The following is a 15685-nucleotide window of genomic DNA, read 5'->3' as shown; positions in this document are numbered from 1 at the left end:
GTGATAAGGAAATTATATTACGGCATAAGTTCAGCTGCTGGTTGGTCTTGGGGAGTTTCTTTCTTAGTAACTTATACATTGATTCATGAAAAAGGGGTGATTCCTTTTGCAGTGTGGGCATTTTTTAATTCGTTAGCTATTCCGATTTTTGGCCTATTTTTTAAAAAATTATCAAGATTAAAGGAAATAATGATAAATGTTCGCTGGTTAGTGTACTTTATGGCTATTGTCCAATGTTTTTCAATTATTATTAATTTACAAGCAATGTATCAGATGGGAACTATTATTGGTCTCTCTTCAAGATTATCAACTCTAGTTGCTTTACTATCAGGAGGGATATTTATAATAAGCGTCCTCAAGAATGGCTATAAAACTGTATTGTATAGTAATGTTATACAATGGTTGATTAGTATAGGAGCTATTATTACACTTATTTTTATTGGTTACTTAGCTGATAGTGATGTTACTCTACATGTATACAATGATTTTAATTCAATTTATTGGTCCATTTATGCTGGTTTATTATTACTTTTTAGTCCATTTGTTGATATGCAAGGATGGGTTAGAGCTATTGAAATAGATAAAAATAGAGATTTTGAAGCATTCGGATTATCTGGAATATTTTTTGCAGTCTATATGTTATTAATTTTAGTGCTATCTCAATTTGAATTATCAGTTCATATGGGTATAACTTTATTATTTTTAGTTATTATGATATCTACATCAACAATACAACCGAATGCACATGCATTGAATATTAATTTTAAGTATGGCTGGCTTGGGGCACTAATAGCCTGTCTCCTTTGGCCTCTACTAAGTAGATTTGGAATACTAGCATTATGGACATATCTTGCCAGTTTTAGAGCAATTGTAGTAGCACTAGTCTTTATATATATGGGCTACGAGAAAATAAGAGTTTTACTGATTTCTAAATAATTTTTAAAATATCTGGAGGTATTTTATGGTAAAAGTAGCAATTATCAATCAATTTTCACCTAGAGTTTGTGATTATAAATCTATTGAAGAATTAGAAGATAAAAAATATGAAATTGAGTTTTTCACTAAATCTAGATTTAAATCTTACTACAGTAGTTCAAAGTTTAAATGTTACTTCTATGATGATCTTTTGGAAAATCAAAATTATCTATTTGATCTTATTGAGTCACATGCAAAAAAACCATTTAATTATATAGTTGCAACTCATGAATTTGATATAGTCCTAGCAGCAAAGATAAGAGAGTTACTGGGACTATCTGGACAGAATATCGAGAGCGCTATTGGTTTTAGAGATAAATATATAATGAAAAAATATTTAGAAAAAGTAGTATCTTTACCAAAATATGCTGAAATTAATGATTGTATAGATTTAATCGAGTTTACTGATAACCTAAGATATCCATTTGTAGTGAAACCTAGACAGGGTGCGGGATCAATAGGTGTAACAATTATACAAAATAAATCTGAATTAAAAGATTTCATTAGTACTCCTCTAAGTCCAAATATAATGGTTGAAACTTTCACAGATGGTGAGATGTATCATGTAGACGGATTATTCAAAGATAGTGAAATATTGTTATATTCCGTTTCGAAATATTTCAATGATTGTTTATCATTTAAAACTAATACACCACTAGGATCATATATAATTGATGATAGTAATCCACTTTCGAAAAAATTATATGATGCGACATTAAAAGTATTGACTAAAATTCCAACTCCTAGTCATACAATCCCATTTCATGCAGAATTTTTTGTGGATGGTGAGCAGATTACTTTTTGCGAAATTGCTTCTAGAGTAGGTGGAGGGTTAATAAATGACTCCTTCAAATTAATAACCAACATAAATTTACAGGAAACATTTGTAAAAAGTCAGATAGGAATTGATTATTTAAATATAATAAAATCTGACAAAAGAACAGCTTGGATAACAATTCCTCCTAAAGAAGGAGAATTATTATCTGTTAGTTTATATAAGGACTCATGGGTTGAGAAAGTTAATTTTGATGAGACCTCTATTGGGAGAAAATATAGTGGAGGTGATTTTAGCGCCTCTGCTCTTATAGCATATTTAATTAGTGGAAAGAATGAAGAAGATCTGAAGAGTAAAATTTCACATATTATTAAGTGGCAAGATGAAAATACAATATATAAAGTAAAATAATTATAAGTTTGTTTTAAAAGTTGTGGGTAAAGGATATGTTTATATTAGGTTCAGGTGATCAAGGATTGGCGGTATTGTCAATTTATGAAGGTGAAGTTGAAGGATTGGTAGATATTTTTGATGAAGGTCGCTTTATTGGTTGCAAAGTCTTAGATAAAACTGTCTTAGGAGGTCTAAAATGGTTTGAAGGTTTACTCTTGACACTTGAAAAGAAGCCAAAAGCAATTGTTGCATTTGGTGATAATTTTAAGCGAGAAGAAATATTTTGCTCATATGAAAATAAGGTGGAATATACGAATGTTATCTGTAATTCCGCGAAAATTTTAAAACATTCTTTTTTAGGAAAAGGAAATTTTATTGGTACCAATGTGACTATTCAAGCACTTGTAGAAATCGGTGATAACAATATTATAAATTCAGGAAGTATTGTTTCATGTAATTGTAAAATTGGTAATAATGTAAATATTTCGCCAGGTGTTATACTATCTGGGAATGTTAAAATTGATGATAACGTCTTCATAGGTGCGGGTGCGACAATTAGGGATGCGGTAAGCATTGGCTTTGGTGCTATAATTGGTGCAGGTGCTACCATAATACATAATGTACCAGAAAATGCTGTTGTAGTAGGAACACCAGGGAAAATAATAAAATATAGATCTGATTGAAGAAAAACTCTTCATTGCCATATAACTTAAGTTTTATCGCATGTCAGTAATCTCATAAGGAATTATGTAGATATTAGTGCTAGCTCCTAGGTTTCATCCGTACTAATGATTAATGTAAGAACCCCTAAAATAAGCATTTCGATAATGCCATAAGTATCTTTGGATAGCTCACCCAACAATTGAAATGCTTTTAACTTGTGAATTTCTATGATTATTTTATTTGATTTTATGGGTGCTGTTTACATTCAATACTTTGTAATAACATATTAAGGTTCAATTATATTTATGGGTAAGCCATGAGGAGGATATTGTAAAAAAATTTTTAGAAAAAATTGATGATTAATGATAAAAGAAAATATTCATAGTTAAGGAGTTATTCTTGAAAATAGATGAAAAAAACGTGGCTTACCTTATTATAAGTAGAGGCATATCTCGAATCGGAGATATCATGTTCGATTTTGCGAATAATACATTTCTCGCTGGACTAAATCCAGCTTCACTATCGTTGGTTGCAATCTACCAATCATTAGAAAGCGTAATAGGTGTCCTATTTAATTTGTTTGGTGGGGTTATTGCTGATAGCCTCAAGCGGAAAAAAATTATCATTGGAACAAATGTCTTATGTGGTATCGCTTGTATAGTTCTTTCGTTAATAACCCAAGAACAATGGTTGGTTTATGCGATTGTCATAGTAAACGTTACCTTGGCTTTTATGAGTGCTTTTTCTGGACCATCCTATAAAGCTTTCACGAAAGAAATTGTAAAAAAAGATAGTATCTCCCAGCTTAATTCATTGTTAGAGACAACGAGTACTATAATCAAAGTAACGGTTCCTATGGTAGCAATTTTCTTATATAATATACTGGGCATACATGGTGTATTATTATTAGATGGATGCTCATTTCTAATTGCTGCGTCACTGATTTTCTTTATTGTACCTGTTAATGAAGAAGTGGTCACAAAGGGGAAAATGACAATAAGTGGAGTCTTTAACGACTTAAAAATAGGGTTCAAGTATATTTACGGCCATAAGCCAATGTTTATTATTATCATTCTCTCTGCCTTGGTTAATTTTTTTGTAGCCGCGTATAATTTATTGTTACCCTATAGTAATCAAATGTTTGGAGAAATATCAGATGGGCTTTATGGGACATTTTTAACAGCAGAAGCGATTGGTGGATTTATTGGAGCGATATTAAGTGGTTTTGTCAATAAATCTTTGTCAAGTAAACGTTTAATGCTCCTATTGGCCTGTTCAGGTTTGATGCTAATGTTAGCTACTCCGCTCTATTTTTTATTCCACCATGTCATAGTTCTAGCCTTGTCTCCAGCACTGTTTAGTCTATTTATTACCATTTTTAATATTCAATTTTTCTCTATTGTCCAAAGGGACGTAGATAATGCGTTTCTTGGTAGAGTCTTTGGAATCATCTTTACGGTAGCAATACTTTTTATGCCAGCTGGGACTGGATTTTTCTCAGTAGTATTAAATCCTAACAATACCTTTAATCTTTTTATTATTGGAGGATCTATCACTGTGTTATCACTAGTTTTTGGAACTCTATTTAAGAAGTATAATATGAGTTGATAGTTTTTACTAAGTACTATTATGTAAATTATATGTCCCTAAAAGAAATTAAAAGCACTTCGTCGATAATTTGTATAGAACAGATTATCGACGAAGTGCTTTTTGACAACTATTCATTTGTATCTACAACTATAATGGCCTCAATTCTACAATTAAGTGCTATACATATCTTTAAAAGTACATCTGTTGTTACATCTAGTTTTGCGATGGTGGAAGAGCTGATTCCCGCTTCTTGTCGAAGCTTTGATTTTATCCATCCTTTATCAATTAGAAGTTTCCATAATTTATTGTAACTAAACTTCATCTGAGTTTTCTCCTTTGTTCCATGAAATACCGTAGAGTTCATTTTCGTTGCTAGAGAGTCTTAGTACAGTATTTTCTGATGAGAGCGATTAGCTTCTGGAGAATACGAGCTAGTTTCATCGAAGGATAAAAAGACTTGCTTATTTAATGATTTATATTGGTCATATAGCTTCAAAAGAGTTTCAGTTGCTTGGTAGTTGATATTACTAAGGAGTAATGAATCATGCGTTAACGCTGGCAGTTTGGTGAGGTAAAGCATTGATAAGTCGAATAGAATCATCCCTTTGAACTTAGTTCCTGTCCCGTCGTCATCAGGTGTATAGAAGGAGTAGTTGTTATGAGCTTTAAAGTTAATTTGGGGAGTTTTGCGAATATCTGGATACAGAATATTATTGAACTCACGCATCTTACTATTGATTTTTCCTTCTAAATCTAGAAGGATATCTTCCGTACTGCGTTTCAAGTCAGAGTCTGCCTCTGACTTTTATTTTGATAAAGATGACTCTTTCAGATAGACCTCGTTTTGCTCTTTCAGTGCATTGATAGTAGCTGTTAACTTAGAGTAGTTTTCTAAGAATTCACTTGAGAGGGTTGAGATACTTTCTAGTTCCTGAAGTTCTCGGTTTAGGGTTGTTAATTGACTTTCCAATTCCTCTATATCAACCACTAGGGATTCACGTTCGGTTAGGAATTTAGGATCCAAGATATTTGTAATTTTTTGTGATAAGCTTCAACTTTCTATAACTTTTTGATGCGGATGATACATTCCTGTGCTTTGACAATACCTACGATGTGGAGCACTTCGAGAAAGTTTATCGAATGTTGCAAGATAAAGATATTAAAGTAGTTGTCATCTCAGACAATCAATATGCCCAACTGGCTTCGTTTTTTCCAAAAGATCAGCTCCACAAGAGATAATGGCTTTTGGAGACGGTGGAAATGACCTAGAAAAGCTAGCTTATGTAGAGCAGGCTATGCGATGAAAAACGAATCTGAAATAGTAAAGAGAGTAGCAAAATATCAAGCACCAGGTAATCAAGAATCAGGTGTTTTAGAAGTTCTTGAACAAGAGCTAGTAAAATAGTTCACTACTATATAAATCATTTTTCTGTATCTGTCTACTTAATATTCCTCTTCAGATGGCAACCTATCTAACAATCATGTAACAAAGAACGAAATTTCTTGATAACGAATTAGAAATTTTATACAATAACTATTATGGGATTCTGTCAGAAGTTAGAAAAAAATACTGACTTGTGATATAATAAAATGATATGTGAAAAGAGGTAGATATGGACATTTCAGAAATTCGTCAAAAAATTGACGCAAATCGTGAAAAATTAGCTTCTTTCAGGGGGTCTCTTTGACTTAGAAGGTCTGGAAGAAGAAATTGCTATCTTAGAAAATAAGATGACAGAACCTGACTTTTGGGATGACAACATTGCAGCTCAAAAGACATCTCAGGAGCTCAATGAACTCAAGCAAACCTATAATAACTTTCAGCAAATGACTGATTTGTTTGATGAACTAGAAATTTTGCTGGATTTCTTGGCTGAAGATACATCTGTTCAAGAAGAACTAGAAGAAAAGCTAGTTGAATTGGACAAGATGATGGCAAGTTATGAGATGACCTTGCTTTTATCAGAACCTTATGATAACAACAATGCTATCCTTGAAATTCACCCAGGTTCAGGAGGAACAGAAGCTCAAGACTGGGGAGATATGTTGCTTCGTATGTATACACGCTTTGGCAATGCTCATGGTTTCAAGGTTGAAGTTTTGGATTATCAAGCGGGAGATGAAGCGGGAATTAAGTCTGTTACCTTGTCTTTTGAAGGGCCTCATGCTTATGGTTTGTTGAAATCTGAAATGGGAGTTCATCGATTAGTGCGGATTTCTCCGTTTGATTCAGCTAAGCGTCGACACACTTCCTTTACATCAGTAGAAGTCATGCCGGAGTTAGATGATACGATTGAAATTGAAGTTCGAGATGAAGACATCAAGATGGATACTTTTCGTTCAGGTGGTGCTGGTGGACAAAATGTCAATAAAGTTTCGACGGGGGTGCGTTTGACGCATATACCGACAGGAATTGTGACACAATCAACGGTTGACCGTACACAATATGGAAACCGTGATCGGGCAATGAAGTTGCTTCAAGCCAAGCTCTATCAAATGGAGCAAGAAAAGAAAGCAGCAGAAGTAGACTCGCTCAAAGGAGATAAAAAAGAGATCTCTTGGGGAAGTCAAATCCGCTCCTATGTTTTTACACCTTACACTATGGTTAAGGATCATCGAACTAGTTACGAAGTAGCTCAAGTTGATAAAGTTATGGATGGTGATTTAGATGGCTTCATAGATGCCTACTTGAAATGGCGGTTAAACTAAAAAGAAGACTTTTATCACAGAAAGTGTCATTTTAGTAACTTGAGTATTTAATGAAAGGACTCTTTGCAATATATGTCAATTATTGAAATGAGAGATGTTGTCAAAAAATATGACAACGGGACAACAGCCTTGCGTGGTGTGTCCATCAAAGTGGAACCAGGAGAATTCACCTACATTGTAGGACCTTCTGGAGCTGGGAAATCAACTTTTATTCGATTATTGTATCGTGAAGTGAAAGTTGATAAGGGAAGTCTGCAAGTTGCTGGCTTTAATCTTGCTAAAATTAAAAAACGTGATATTCCAATGTTGCGTCGCAATGTTGGCGTCGTTTTCCAAGATTATAAATTGCTACCCAAAAAGACAGTTTATGAAAATATCGCTTACGCCATGGAAGTTATCGGTGAGCGTCGTCGCAATATTAAAAAGCGCGTTATGGAAGTGCTAGATTTAGTTGGTTTGAAACATAAAGTTCGCTCTTTTCCAAATGAGTTATCAGGTGGGGAACAACAACGGATTGCGATTGCACGGGCTATTGTCAATAATCCAAAGGTTCTAATCGCTGATGAACCAACAGGAAATTTGGATCCGGATAATTCATGGGAAATCATGAATCTTCTGGAACGAATCAACCTTCAAGGAACAACTGTTTTAATGGCCACTCATAATAGCCAAATTGTAAATACTTTGCGTCACCGCGTTATTGCCATCGAAAATGGTCGTGTGGTGCGTGATGAAGCAAAAGGAGAATACGGATACGATGAATAGTAGATTTTTAAGTCACCTGCTAGAATCGCTTAAAAGTTTAAAGCGCAATGGTTGGATGACGGTTGCTGCAGTCAGCTCCGTGATGATTACGCTGGGATTAGTTGCAATCTTTGTGTCAGTCATTTTAAATACAGCGAAGCTAGCAACAGATATTGAAAATAATGTGCGGGTCATGGTCTATATGCGTCCAGATACGGCAGATAATAAAGAGACGATTACAAAAGAAGGCCAAAAAGTTAAAAATGAGGATTATCATAAGGTTTATGATGCTCTTAATAAAATGGCCAATGTCAAATCTGTTACATTTTCTAGCAAAGAAGAACAATTAAAGAAATTAACGGAAGTCATGGGAAAAGATTGGAAACTCTTTGAAGGGGACGCCAATCCTTTGCATGATGCCTATATTGTGGATACAACAGAACCGAAGTATGTTACTTCTGTCGCAAATAATGCGAAGAAGATTGAAGGAGTTTCTGAGGTCGAATACGGTGGAGCCAATACAAAACGTATTTTTGCTCTGGCTAATTTTATTCGTACGTGGGGTATTGTAGGAGCACTCCTCTTAGTCTTTATTGCTGTTTTCTTAATTTCAAATACTATTCGGATTACGATTATTTCACGCAGTCGTGAAATCCAAATCATGCGTCTGGTAGGTGCGAAAAACAGTTATATTCGAGGACCGTTCTTACTAGAAGGAGCTTGGATTGGCTTACTCGGAGCGGTTGTTCCAGCTGGATTAGTTTATTTTGTTTATGAAGTAGCTTATAAATCGTTCAATCCATCACTTGCCAGTCAGAATCTCTCAATGATTGTACCGCAAACCTTTATTCCATTGATGATTGCCTTCCTTTTTGTCATAGGAATCATTATTGGCTCATTTGGATCAGTTCTATCTATGAGACGATTCTTGAGGATTTAGTAGAAAACAATAATAAAAAGCCTGTTTAGGGCTTTTTTCATTGTAAAAATGGATTAAACATTTTTTCGTGAACAATGGTAGTCTGAGAACCGTGACCGGGATAAACATCATAATTAGGCAAGGTCAGCAATTCTTCTTTAATGCCAGCAATGAGCTGTTCCAAGTTTCCAGTATAGAGATCCGTTCGACCAATTGCTTCACAAAATAAGGCATCACCAGTTAAAACAAAACGCTCGTTAGGAAAGACAATTGAAACGCCACCGATTGAATGTCCGGGTGTTGGTACGACATAAAAATAAAAATCATCTAAGCTGTAAGAATTATGATAATTATAGAAAACATCGGCAGGTTGGAGGATGATGTCGTCAATATCTTGGTGACGCTCTAGTCCAGATAGATTATACTCCGGACTATAGAGCCAAGTAGCTTCGCTTTCAGCGACATAGACAGGTGGATTGCTAAACTGTTGACGAACTAAATCAACACTCATAATATGGTCGTAATGGGTATGAGTCAGTAAAATAGCTGTAATTGGCTTATTGATTTCTTGGATTTTTGCTGCAATTTTCTCCCAGTCACTACCCGGATCAACTACGATAAGATGATGCTCGTTTTCTAAATAATAAGTATTTTCGTATGCTTGAGAATTTAAAGTTTTATGAATTGTTATCATGAGAGCTCCCTTCCTTTCATAGTTTAACAAAAAATGTGAGAAATGACATAAAAAAAATATTGCTTTATTCGTCAAAAGAAAATAAGACATAAAACGTGATACGAAATAGTTGGATTTATGGTATAATTTTTCTAGTATGACACAAGAAAAAAGAAAATATGCTGTGGTAGATTTGGAGGCGACCAGTGCCAGTAGCAATGCAAAGATTATCCAAGTCGGAATTGTGATTATTGAAAATAGTCAAATTGTCAAAACGTATGAAACCGATGTGAATCCTCATGAAAAGTTGACTTCTCATATTCGCCAATTAACAGGATTGACAGATAAGCGATTGAGAAAGGCACCAGACTTTTCTCAAGTGGCTCGTGAGATATATGAGTTGATTGAAGATGCCATTTTTGTGGCTCATAATGTGAAATTTGATGCCAATTTACTTGCAGAAGCCCTTTTTTGGGAAGGGTTTGAATTGGTGACTCCGAGGGTAGATACAGTAGAACTTGCACAAGTCTTTTTCCCGATGTTTGAAAAATACAATCTAGGAATATTATGTGAACAGTTAGACATCCCTTTAAAACATGCACATACAGCGATTGCGGATGCTTCAGCAACTGCTACCTTATTTTTAAAAATACAGGAGAAAATCCAAAAACTTCCAAAAGAGTTAGTGGAATATTTGTTAACTTTTTCCAATAGTTTGATTTATGAATCACGTTTGGCAATAGAGGATGCTTTTGATCACATGTCGGATTTCACTTGCCATGATTTGGTAAAGCGGCAGGGGATTTTTCTTAGAAAAAGTAAAAAGATTAAAAAAGCAAGGAAATTATCCAAAAATTTCCAACACAATATCAATTTGTTGGCTTTAGAGGAACGAAAAGAACAAGATGAGTTTGCCCATGCGGTAGAACAAGCTTTAAAAAGTCATCAATCAAGCTTTTTACAAGCTCAGACGGGGTTAGGAAAGACCTATGGTTACTTACTTCCAGCTTTAGGTCAAACGAGCAAGCAAATCTTGGTGACGGTTCCTACGAAAGTATTGCAGGATCAGATTGTGGCAAATGAAGGACAGAACTTAGAACAAATTTTTCATATTTCTCTTCATAGCTTAAAAAGTCCTGCCAATTATTTGAAACTTGACTTTTTTTATGATAGTTTGCAACAAGTAGATGATAATCGTCTGGTCAATCGTTGCAAAATGTTACTTTTAGTTTGGCTTACAGAAACAGAATCGGGTGATCTGGATGAAATTGGTCAACGACATCGTTATCAGACTTATTTACAACAGGTTCTTCATGACGGGAAATTGAGCAAAAAATCTCATTTTTGGGATACAGATTTTTGGCAAAAAGGTCAAGAAAAATCGAAGCGTAGTCGTGTGTTAGTGACGAATCATGCCTATTTTTTGACGCGGTTAGAAGATGATAAGTCAATTGTAGAAAATCGGCTTTTGATTGTGGATGAAGCGCAGAAGTTGTTTTTAGCTTTGGAAAATCTATCTCGAAAATCACTTAATATGACAAAATGCTTGCAGCAGATTCAATTGGAACTAAAAGAAGTAAATACTATCTTAGAACGCCGTTTGTTAGAGGATATCCAATTTGAGTTAGCTCATGCAATAGAACAATTCCAACGCTACAGAAAAAATGAACTGGCAAAGGAAACTTGTTCTAAACTTCGACAAGACTTGTCAGAGATAAATACCTCCTCTCTTCCTGACTTACGCGCTATTTTCGCTACAAAATATGACCAGTTCTGGTTAAAAGAGGAGCGATTTGATGAGTATCGAGTGACGATGTTGGAAGCTGCTTGCTTAGAAATGCTAGATTTTAGAGCCTTGCTACCCGAAGAAGTTCAAGTCTTGTTCGTTTCGGCTACACTGGAAATCAGCAAAAAAGTGCATTTAGCTCATTTACTTGGTTTTGAACATGCACCATTTTATCAGTTGCCACAAAAGCAGAAATATCAGCAGAGAATATGGCTGGATAAGAATTTTCCAAATGTTGTAGAGTTAGATATAGATATTTATGCAGATTTGATTGTTAAATGGGTACATAAGTTAGCTACTCAAGGGGTTCCTCTCCTCGTTTTGTTTACATCAAAATCGTTACTACTGGCTGTCTCAGACCGCTTGCGTCTTCCTCATTTAGCCCAGTATAAGAATGGTGAAGCAGCTAATATTAAACGACGTTTTGATAGAGGGGAAAGTAGTATTTTACTAGGAGCGGGTAGCTTTTGGGAAGGGACAGATTTTTCTAGTCAGAAACAAATGATTGAAGTTATTACGCGAATCCCTTTTGACAATCCGAGTGATTTCTTTACGCAGAAGCTCAATCGCAAATTGCGGCAAGAAGGTAAGAATCCTTTTTATGATTATAGCTTACCTGTTGCGATTTTACGGATAAAACAGGCTTTAGGACGTACAATTCGACACCAAGAGCAGCAATCAGCAGTCGTTATTTTAGACAATCGCATTTTAACCAAACGATATGGACGCCAAATTCAAACAGCTCTGGAAAAAGTTGCTCCACTATCCATCACAAGTATGAAACAAATTCCAAAAGAGATGGAGCAATTTTTGAAGAAGGAAACGATGTAACTTCAATTTATGAATGACTCAGTTCAAAGTAAACTGAGTTTTTTTGTTAAAAATACTGATTTTCTCTGCTGCTAGTTTTAAATTTTGTTATAATAGAAACACAAAGAAAGAAGGTTCAATATGTATCAAAAATATCTTCCAGGGATTGGTTTTGCTTTTGTATTAGCGGCAGTAGCAACCGTCTTGGGAAATTTCTTTCCCTTGATTGGCTCCAGCGTTTTTGCCATTCTTTTGGGAATTTTAGCCAATAATCTTTTTCATATAAAAAAGGCTTATCATGCTGGTCTAGCTTATTCAGGTAAGAAATTACTGCAATATTCCATTATTTTGCTGGGGTTCAGCATGTCCATTGGTCGTGTCTCTGCTACGGGTATTTCCTCATTAAAGATTAGTATTTTAACGATTCTCATCGCCTTTCTTTCAGCTTATGTGGTAGGTCGTTTGTTGGGGATGGGTAAAGTTTTAACCACTTTAATTGGGTTCGGGACTGCTATTTGTGGTGGTTCTGCCATTGCAGCAGCCTCACCGATTTTAGAAGCAAAAGATGAGGACATCGCTTTATCTATTTCAACAATTTTTTTCTTTAACATTTTAGCAGTTTTTATTTTCCCATTTTTAGGGCATTTGATGCATATGAATAATGCAACTTTTGGAACTTGGGCAGGAACTGCTATCAATGATACATCATCTGTTGTAGCAGCAGGATACACTTACAGTCAGTCGGCGGGAGATTTGGCAACGATTGTCAAACTAAGTCGTGCTTTGATGATTGTACCAGCCTGTCTCATCTTTGCAGGAGTCCGATATATACGCTCACAAAACAGTCATCAAAAAGTTGATTTAAAGAAAATTTTCCCGTGGTTTATTCTGTGGTTTGTCGTGGCATCCATTGTTACTAGTGTGGGGATTTTTCCAAGTTCATTTGTTCCTGCAACGAAGTTCTTGTCACAATGGCTCATGGCAATGGCTCTTGCTGGGATTGGGGCGAGAGTATCCTTTGGACAATTTAGAAAAGCAGGTGTAGCACCGTTGGTAACAGGTGCCTTTGCTTGGTTTGCAGTTGCTGCATCTAGCTTAATTATTCAATACTTTTTCTCGTAAAAGTTTTTGATGTTTATTACGTATGTTGGAGGAGATATGCCTTATCAAAAGCGCTCGATTGATTCACGAGTGGATTATAGTTTAATTTTACCAGTATTTTGTTTGCTTTTTATTGGTGTTGTAGCTATTTATATCGCTGTTAATCATGATTATCCCAAAAATGTTTGGCCGATTGTAGGGCAACAGATTGCTTGGATTGCTCTGGGGACAGTTATCAGTTTGATTATTATGCTATTTAATACAAAATTTCTTTGGCAAATAACGCCATACTTATATGTATTTGGCTTATCCCTGATGGTACTTCCGCTTATATTTTATAGTTCAGAATTAGTTGCTTCGACAGGAGCGAAAAACTGGGTAACTATAGGGCGTGTCACCTTGTTCCAACCGTCTGAATTTATGAAGATTTCCTATATTTTGATGTTATCGCGAGTTGTTGTCAATTTTTTACAGCGCCATAAAGATAGAGAGCGAACAATTCAATTAGACTTTTTTCTGATTTTTGAATTAGCACTTTATACCTTGCCTGTCCTGATTTTGTTGGCATTGCAGAGTGACCTAGGGACAGCTTTAGTTTTTATTGCCATCTTTTCAGGAATTGTCCTCCTGTCCGGTGTGTCTTGGAAAATAATCGTACCAGTTGTTTTGACAGCTCTGATTGTAGGTGGTGGCTTTTTACTTATTTTCATTTCAAAAGACGGGCGAGCCTTTTTGCATCAAATTGGGATCCCAACTTATCAGATTAATCGAATTTTGGCTTGGTTAAATCCATTTGATTATGCGCAAACAACTACGTATCAACAGGCACAAGGTCAAATAGCAATTGGTAGTGGTGGTCTCTGGGGACAAGGGTTTAATGTATCCAATCTATTGGTGCCTGTACGTGAAAGTGATATGATTTTTACTGTCATTGCAGAAGATTTTGGTTTTGTCGGTGCAACGATTGTGATTGCCTTGTATTTGCTATTGATTTATCGTATGTTAAAAATTACGCTGAAATCAAATAATCAATTTTACACCTATATTTCTACTGGTTTTATCATGATGTTACTCTTTCATATTTTTGAAAATATCGGAGCTGTAACAGGAATTTTACCTTTAACAGGAATCCCGCTTCCATTCATTTCTCAAGGTGGTTCTTCGATTATTAGTAATTTAATTGGTGTCGGACTCTTGCTTTCGATAAGTTATCAAAATAATCTCTCAGATGAGAAACGCTCCCATTATCCTACAAGGCATAAAAAAGTAGTATTAAAACAATTAAAATAAAGGAGAAGAAGTATGATGAAAGTAGCTGTTATGTTAGCCAATGGATTTGAAGAGATTGAAGCGTTGACGGTTGTGGATGTTCTGCGTCGTGCTGATATTACTTGCGAAATGGTTGGCTTTGAAAAGGTTATAACGGGTTCTCATGGTATTTCAGTTCAAGCAGATAAAGTTTGGGCTGGAGAGTTAGAGGATTATGGTTTAGTAGTGCTGCCGGGAGGAATGCCTGGGGCGACAAATTTGCGAGATGATGATCGTTTGATGTCAGCTCTACAGAAGATGCAAGAAGAAGGTAAGTGGATAGCAGCCATTTGCGCAGCACCGATTGCACTCAATCGTGCAGGAATCTTAAAGGACAAACAGTTTACCTGTTACGACGGTATCGAATCAGATATTGATTCTGGTACTTATATCAAGCAAACTGTTGTTGTTGACGGGAAAGTGATTACTAGCCGAGGACCTGCAACTGCTCTAGCTTTTGCTTATGAATTAGTTCATCAGTTAGGCGGAGATAGTGAGCGGCTTGCAACGGCAATGCTTTACAATGATGTTTATGGTGATTGATTTTCTGGGATACTGAAACTTATTTGGAATTAACCAAGTAAGTTTTTTTATGGGATTCATATCTAAAATAAGCTCTCCTATCCCTTTTTACCGCCATTTTTTAGAAAAATATGTTATAATAAGAGGTATGGATTATCAAGATTATATTTGGGATTTAGGGGGAACTCTCCTCGATAATTACGAGACTTCAACGGCTGCTTTTGTAGAAACATTAGCTAGTTTTGGTATTCAAGCTAACCATGATGAGGTTTACAAGGCATTGAAGATTTCCACTCCCTATGCAGTTGCTCAGTTTGTGCCTGACATTCCTCCATTCTTACAAACTTATAAAGCGAACGAAGCGATAGAATTAGCTCATCCTGTTTTATTTGAAGGGGCTTCGGAGTTGCTTAAGAAAATTCTTGCGCAAGGAGGGCGTAATTTTCTGATTTCTCATCGGAATGACCAAGTTTTAGAGATTCTTGAAAAAACAGGGATTTTGGCATATTTTACGGAAGTTGTGACTTCTAGTAGAGGCTTTAAAAGGAAGCCAAATCCTGAGTCGATGCTTTACTTAAAAGACAAGTATCAGATTGAGAATGGTTTAGTCATTGGAGATCGTCCGATTGATATAGAAGCTGGTCAAACAGCTGGTTTTGCGACTTATCTCTTTGATAATATGGAAAATCTCGAGCAATTTATAAAAATATAGAAAAG

The 15685-nt window shown here is 35.5% G+C and carries 15 protein-coding genes and 1 pseudogene; 13 read left to right on the top strand and 3 right to left on the bottom strand.

Annotation, left to right across the window (positions count from 1 at the left end; translation table 11 throughout):
• From HMPREF2963_RS01405 to HMPREF2963_RS01390, 4 genes are all read left to right on the top strand, one after another.
• Positions 1-936, top strand: a complete 936-nt coding sequence (locus HMPREF2963_RS01405) for a hypothetical protein (protein WP_232216473.1) — start codon at positions 1-3, stop codon at positions 934-936.
• 25 nt (positions 937-961) lie between these two features.
• On the top strand, positions 962-2161 hold the full coding sequence (locus HMPREF2963_RS01400) for an ATP-grasp domain-containing protein (RefSeq protein ID WP_037597381.1): 1200 nt from the start codon (positions 962-964) through the stop codon (positions 2159-2161).
• Between the two features lie 35 nt (positions 2162-2196).
• Positions 2197-2826 (top strand): acetyltransferase, encoded by a 630-nt coding sequence (locus HMPREF2963_RS01395; RefSeq protein ID WP_083312516.1) that lies wholly within the window; start codon positions 2197-2199, stop codon positions 2824-2826.
• Between the two features lie 379 nt (positions 2827-3205).
• Complete coding sequence (locus tag HMPREF2963_RS01390; protein WP_070668144.1) at positions 3206-4414, top strand: MFS transporter; 1209 nt, start codon at positions 3206-3208, stop codon at positions 4412-4414.
• A 109-nt stretch (positions 4415-4523) separates the two neighbouring features.
• On the opposite strand, the gene HMPREF2963_RS01385 is transcribed toward HMPREF2963_RS01390, so the two are convergent.
• Together HMPREF2963_RS01385 and HMPREF2963_RS09475 are read right to left on the bottom strand one after the other, a co-directional pair.
• A complete protein-coding gene (locus HMPREF2963_RS01385) occupies positions 4524-4718 on the bottom strand; it encodes a helix-turn-helix domain-containing protein (RefSeq protein WP_037597378.1) in 195 nt (64 codons plus the stop codon).
• Positions 4708-5455 (bottom strand): annotated as a pseudogene (locus tag HMPREF2963_RS09475) (DUF2326 domain-containing protein); the annotation flags it as partial. The gene HMPREF2963_RS01385 and the pseudogene HMPREF2963_RS09475, both read right to left, overlap by 11 nt.
• Positions 5456-5696: 241 nt before the next feature.
• Between HMPREF2963_RS09475 and HMPREF2963_RS09470 the strand changes: the two are divergent.
• The 4 genes from HMPREF2963_RS09470 to ftsX all read left to right on the top strand — a co-directional run bounded on the left by HMPREF2963_RS09470 (position 5697) and on the right by ftsX (position 8789).
• The gene (locus tag HMPREF2963_RS09470; RefSeq protein WP_148132046.1) at positions 5697-5801 is read left to right on the top strand and encodes a hypothetical protein; all 105 of its coding nucleotides are present in this window, start codon (positions 5697-5699) and stop codon (positions 5799-5801) included.
• A 208-nt stretch (positions 5802-6009) separates the two neighbouring features.
• A protein-coding gene (prfB, locus tag HMPREF2963_RS01375; RefSeq protein ID WP_134970971.1) for a peptide chain release factor 2 occupies positions 6010-7105 on the top strand; the annotation gives its coding sequence in 2 pieces (ribosomal slippage) (positions 6010-6081 and positions 6083-7105; 1095 coding nt in all).
• Between the two features lie 72 nt (positions 7106-7177).
• Positions 7178-7870, top strand: coding sequence for a cell division ATP-binding protein FtsE (gene ftsE, locus HMPREF2963_RS01370; RefSeq protein WP_003069826.1), 693 nt, complete (start codon positions 7178-7180; stop codon positions 7868-7870).
• Positions 7863-8789: a permease-like cell division protein FtsX gene (gene ftsX / locus HMPREF2963_RS01365; protein ID WP_070668142.1), complete on the top strand. Its 927-nt coding sequence runs from the start codon at positions 7863-7865 to the stop codon at positions 8787-8789. The genes ftsE and ftsX overlap by 8 nt, the downstream gene beginning before the upstream one ends.
• Before the next feature lie 37 nt (positions 8790-8826).
• Here the strand turns inward: ftsX and HMPREF2963_RS01360 are convergent, their stop codons facing one another.
• On the bottom strand, positions 8827-9462 hold the full coding sequence (locus HMPREF2963_RS01360) for an MBL fold metallo-hydrolase (protein ID WP_003069821.1): 636 nt from the start codon (positions 9460-9462) through the stop codon (positions 8827-8829).
• A gap of 136 nt (positions 9463-9598) precedes the next feature.
• Between HMPREF2963_RS01360 and HMPREF2963_RS01355 the strand changes: the two genes are divergently transcribed.
• The 5 genes from HMPREF2963_RS01355 (at position 9599) to HMPREF2963_RS01335 (ending at position 15680) form a co-directional block, all read left to right on the top strand.
• A complete protein-coding gene (locus HMPREF2963_RS01355) occupies positions 9599-12058 on the top strand; it encodes a bifunctional DnaQ family exonuclease/ATP-dependent helicase (protein ID WP_070668139.1) in 2460 nt (819 codons plus the stop codon).
• A 120-nt stretch (positions 12059-12178) separates the two neighbouring features.
• Positions 12179-13159 carry a YeiH family protein gene (locus HMPREF2963_RS01350; RefSeq protein ID WP_037597365.1) on the top strand — a complete coding sequence of 327 codons (981 nt, stop codon included), beginning with the start codon at positions 12179-12181 and terminating at the stop codon, positions 13157-13159.
• 36 nt (positions 13160-13195) lie between these two features.
• Complete coding sequence (locus HMPREF2963_RS01345) at positions 13196-14428, top strand: FtsW/RodA/SpoVE family cell cycle protein (protein ID WP_070668137.1); 1233 nt, start codon at positions 13196-13198, stop codon at positions 14426-14428.
• 12 nt (positions 14429-14440) lie between these two features.
• Positions 14441-14989, top strand: a complete 549-nt coding sequence (locus HMPREF2963_RS01340) for a DJ-1 family glyoxalase III (protein WP_070668135.1) — start codon at positions 14441-14443, stop codon at positions 14987-14989.
• Between the two features lie 127 nt (positions 14990-15116).
• Entirely contained in the window at positions 15117-15680 is a 564-nt protein-coding gene (locus tag HMPREF2963_RS01335; protein WP_003069805.1) for an HAD family hydrolase, read from the top strand.
• Positions 15681-15685: the final 5 nt, after the last annotated feature.

Source organism: Streptococcus sp. HMSC067A03 (assembly GCF_001814295.1).
GTDB lineage: Bacteria > Bacillota > Bacilli > Lactobacillales > Streptococcaceae > Streptococcus > Streptococcus constellatus.
Note: the sequence above shows the minus strand (reverse complement) of the source record. Positions and strands in the feature narration are given on the sequence as shown.

Bases quoted from the DNA above. Each gene is read 5' to 3' on its own strand.
- HMPREF2963_RS01355 (WP_070668139.1), top strand. From the start codon at position 9,599: ATGACACAAGAAAAAAGAAAATATGCTGTGGTAGATTTGGAGGCGACC.
- HMPREF2963_RS01400 (WP_037597381.1), top strand. From the start codon at position 962: ATGGTAAAAGTAGCAATTATCAATCAATTTTCACCTAGAGTTTGTGAT.
- HMPREF2963_RS01345 (WP_070668137.1), top strand. From the start codon at position 13,196: ATGCCTTATCAAAAGCGCTCGATTGATTCACGAGTGGATTATAGTTTA.
- HMPREF2963_RS01360 (WP_003069821.1), bottom strand. From the start codon at position 9,462: ATGATAACAATTCATAAAACTTTAAATTCTCAAGCATACGAAAATACT.
- HMPREF2963_RS01395 (WP_083312516.1), top strand. From the start codon at position 2,197: ATGTTTATATTAGGTTCAGGTGATCAAGGATTGGCGGTATTGTCAATT.
- HMPREF2963_RS01335 (WP_003069805.1), top strand. From the start codon at position 15,117: ATGGATTATCAAGATTATATTTGGGATTTAGGGGGAACTCTCCTCGAT.
- ftsX (WP_070668142.1), top strand. From the start codon at position 7,863: ATGAATAGTAGATTTTTAAGTCACCTGCTAGAATCGCTTAAAAGTTTA.
- HMPREF2963_RS01350 (WP_037597365.1), top strand. From the start codon at position 12,179: ATGTATCAAAAATATCTTCCAGGGATTGGTTTTGCTTTTGTATTAGCG.
- HMPREF2963_RS09470 (WP_148132046.1), top strand. From the start codon at position 5,697: ATGAAAAACGAATCTGAAATAGTAAAGAGAGTAGCAAAATATCAAGCA.
- HMPREF2963_RS01385 (WP_037597378.1), bottom strand. From the start codon at position 4,718: ATGAAGTTTAGTTACAATAAATTATGGAAACTTCTAATTGATAAAGGA.
- HMPREF2963_RS01340 (WP_070668135.1), top strand. From the start codon at position 14,441: ATGATGAAAGTAGCTGTTATGTTAGCCAATGGATTTGAAGAGATTGAA.
- ftsE (WP_003069826.1), top strand. From the start codon at position 7,178: ATGTCAATTATTGAAATGAGAGATGTTGTCAAAAAATATGACAACGGG.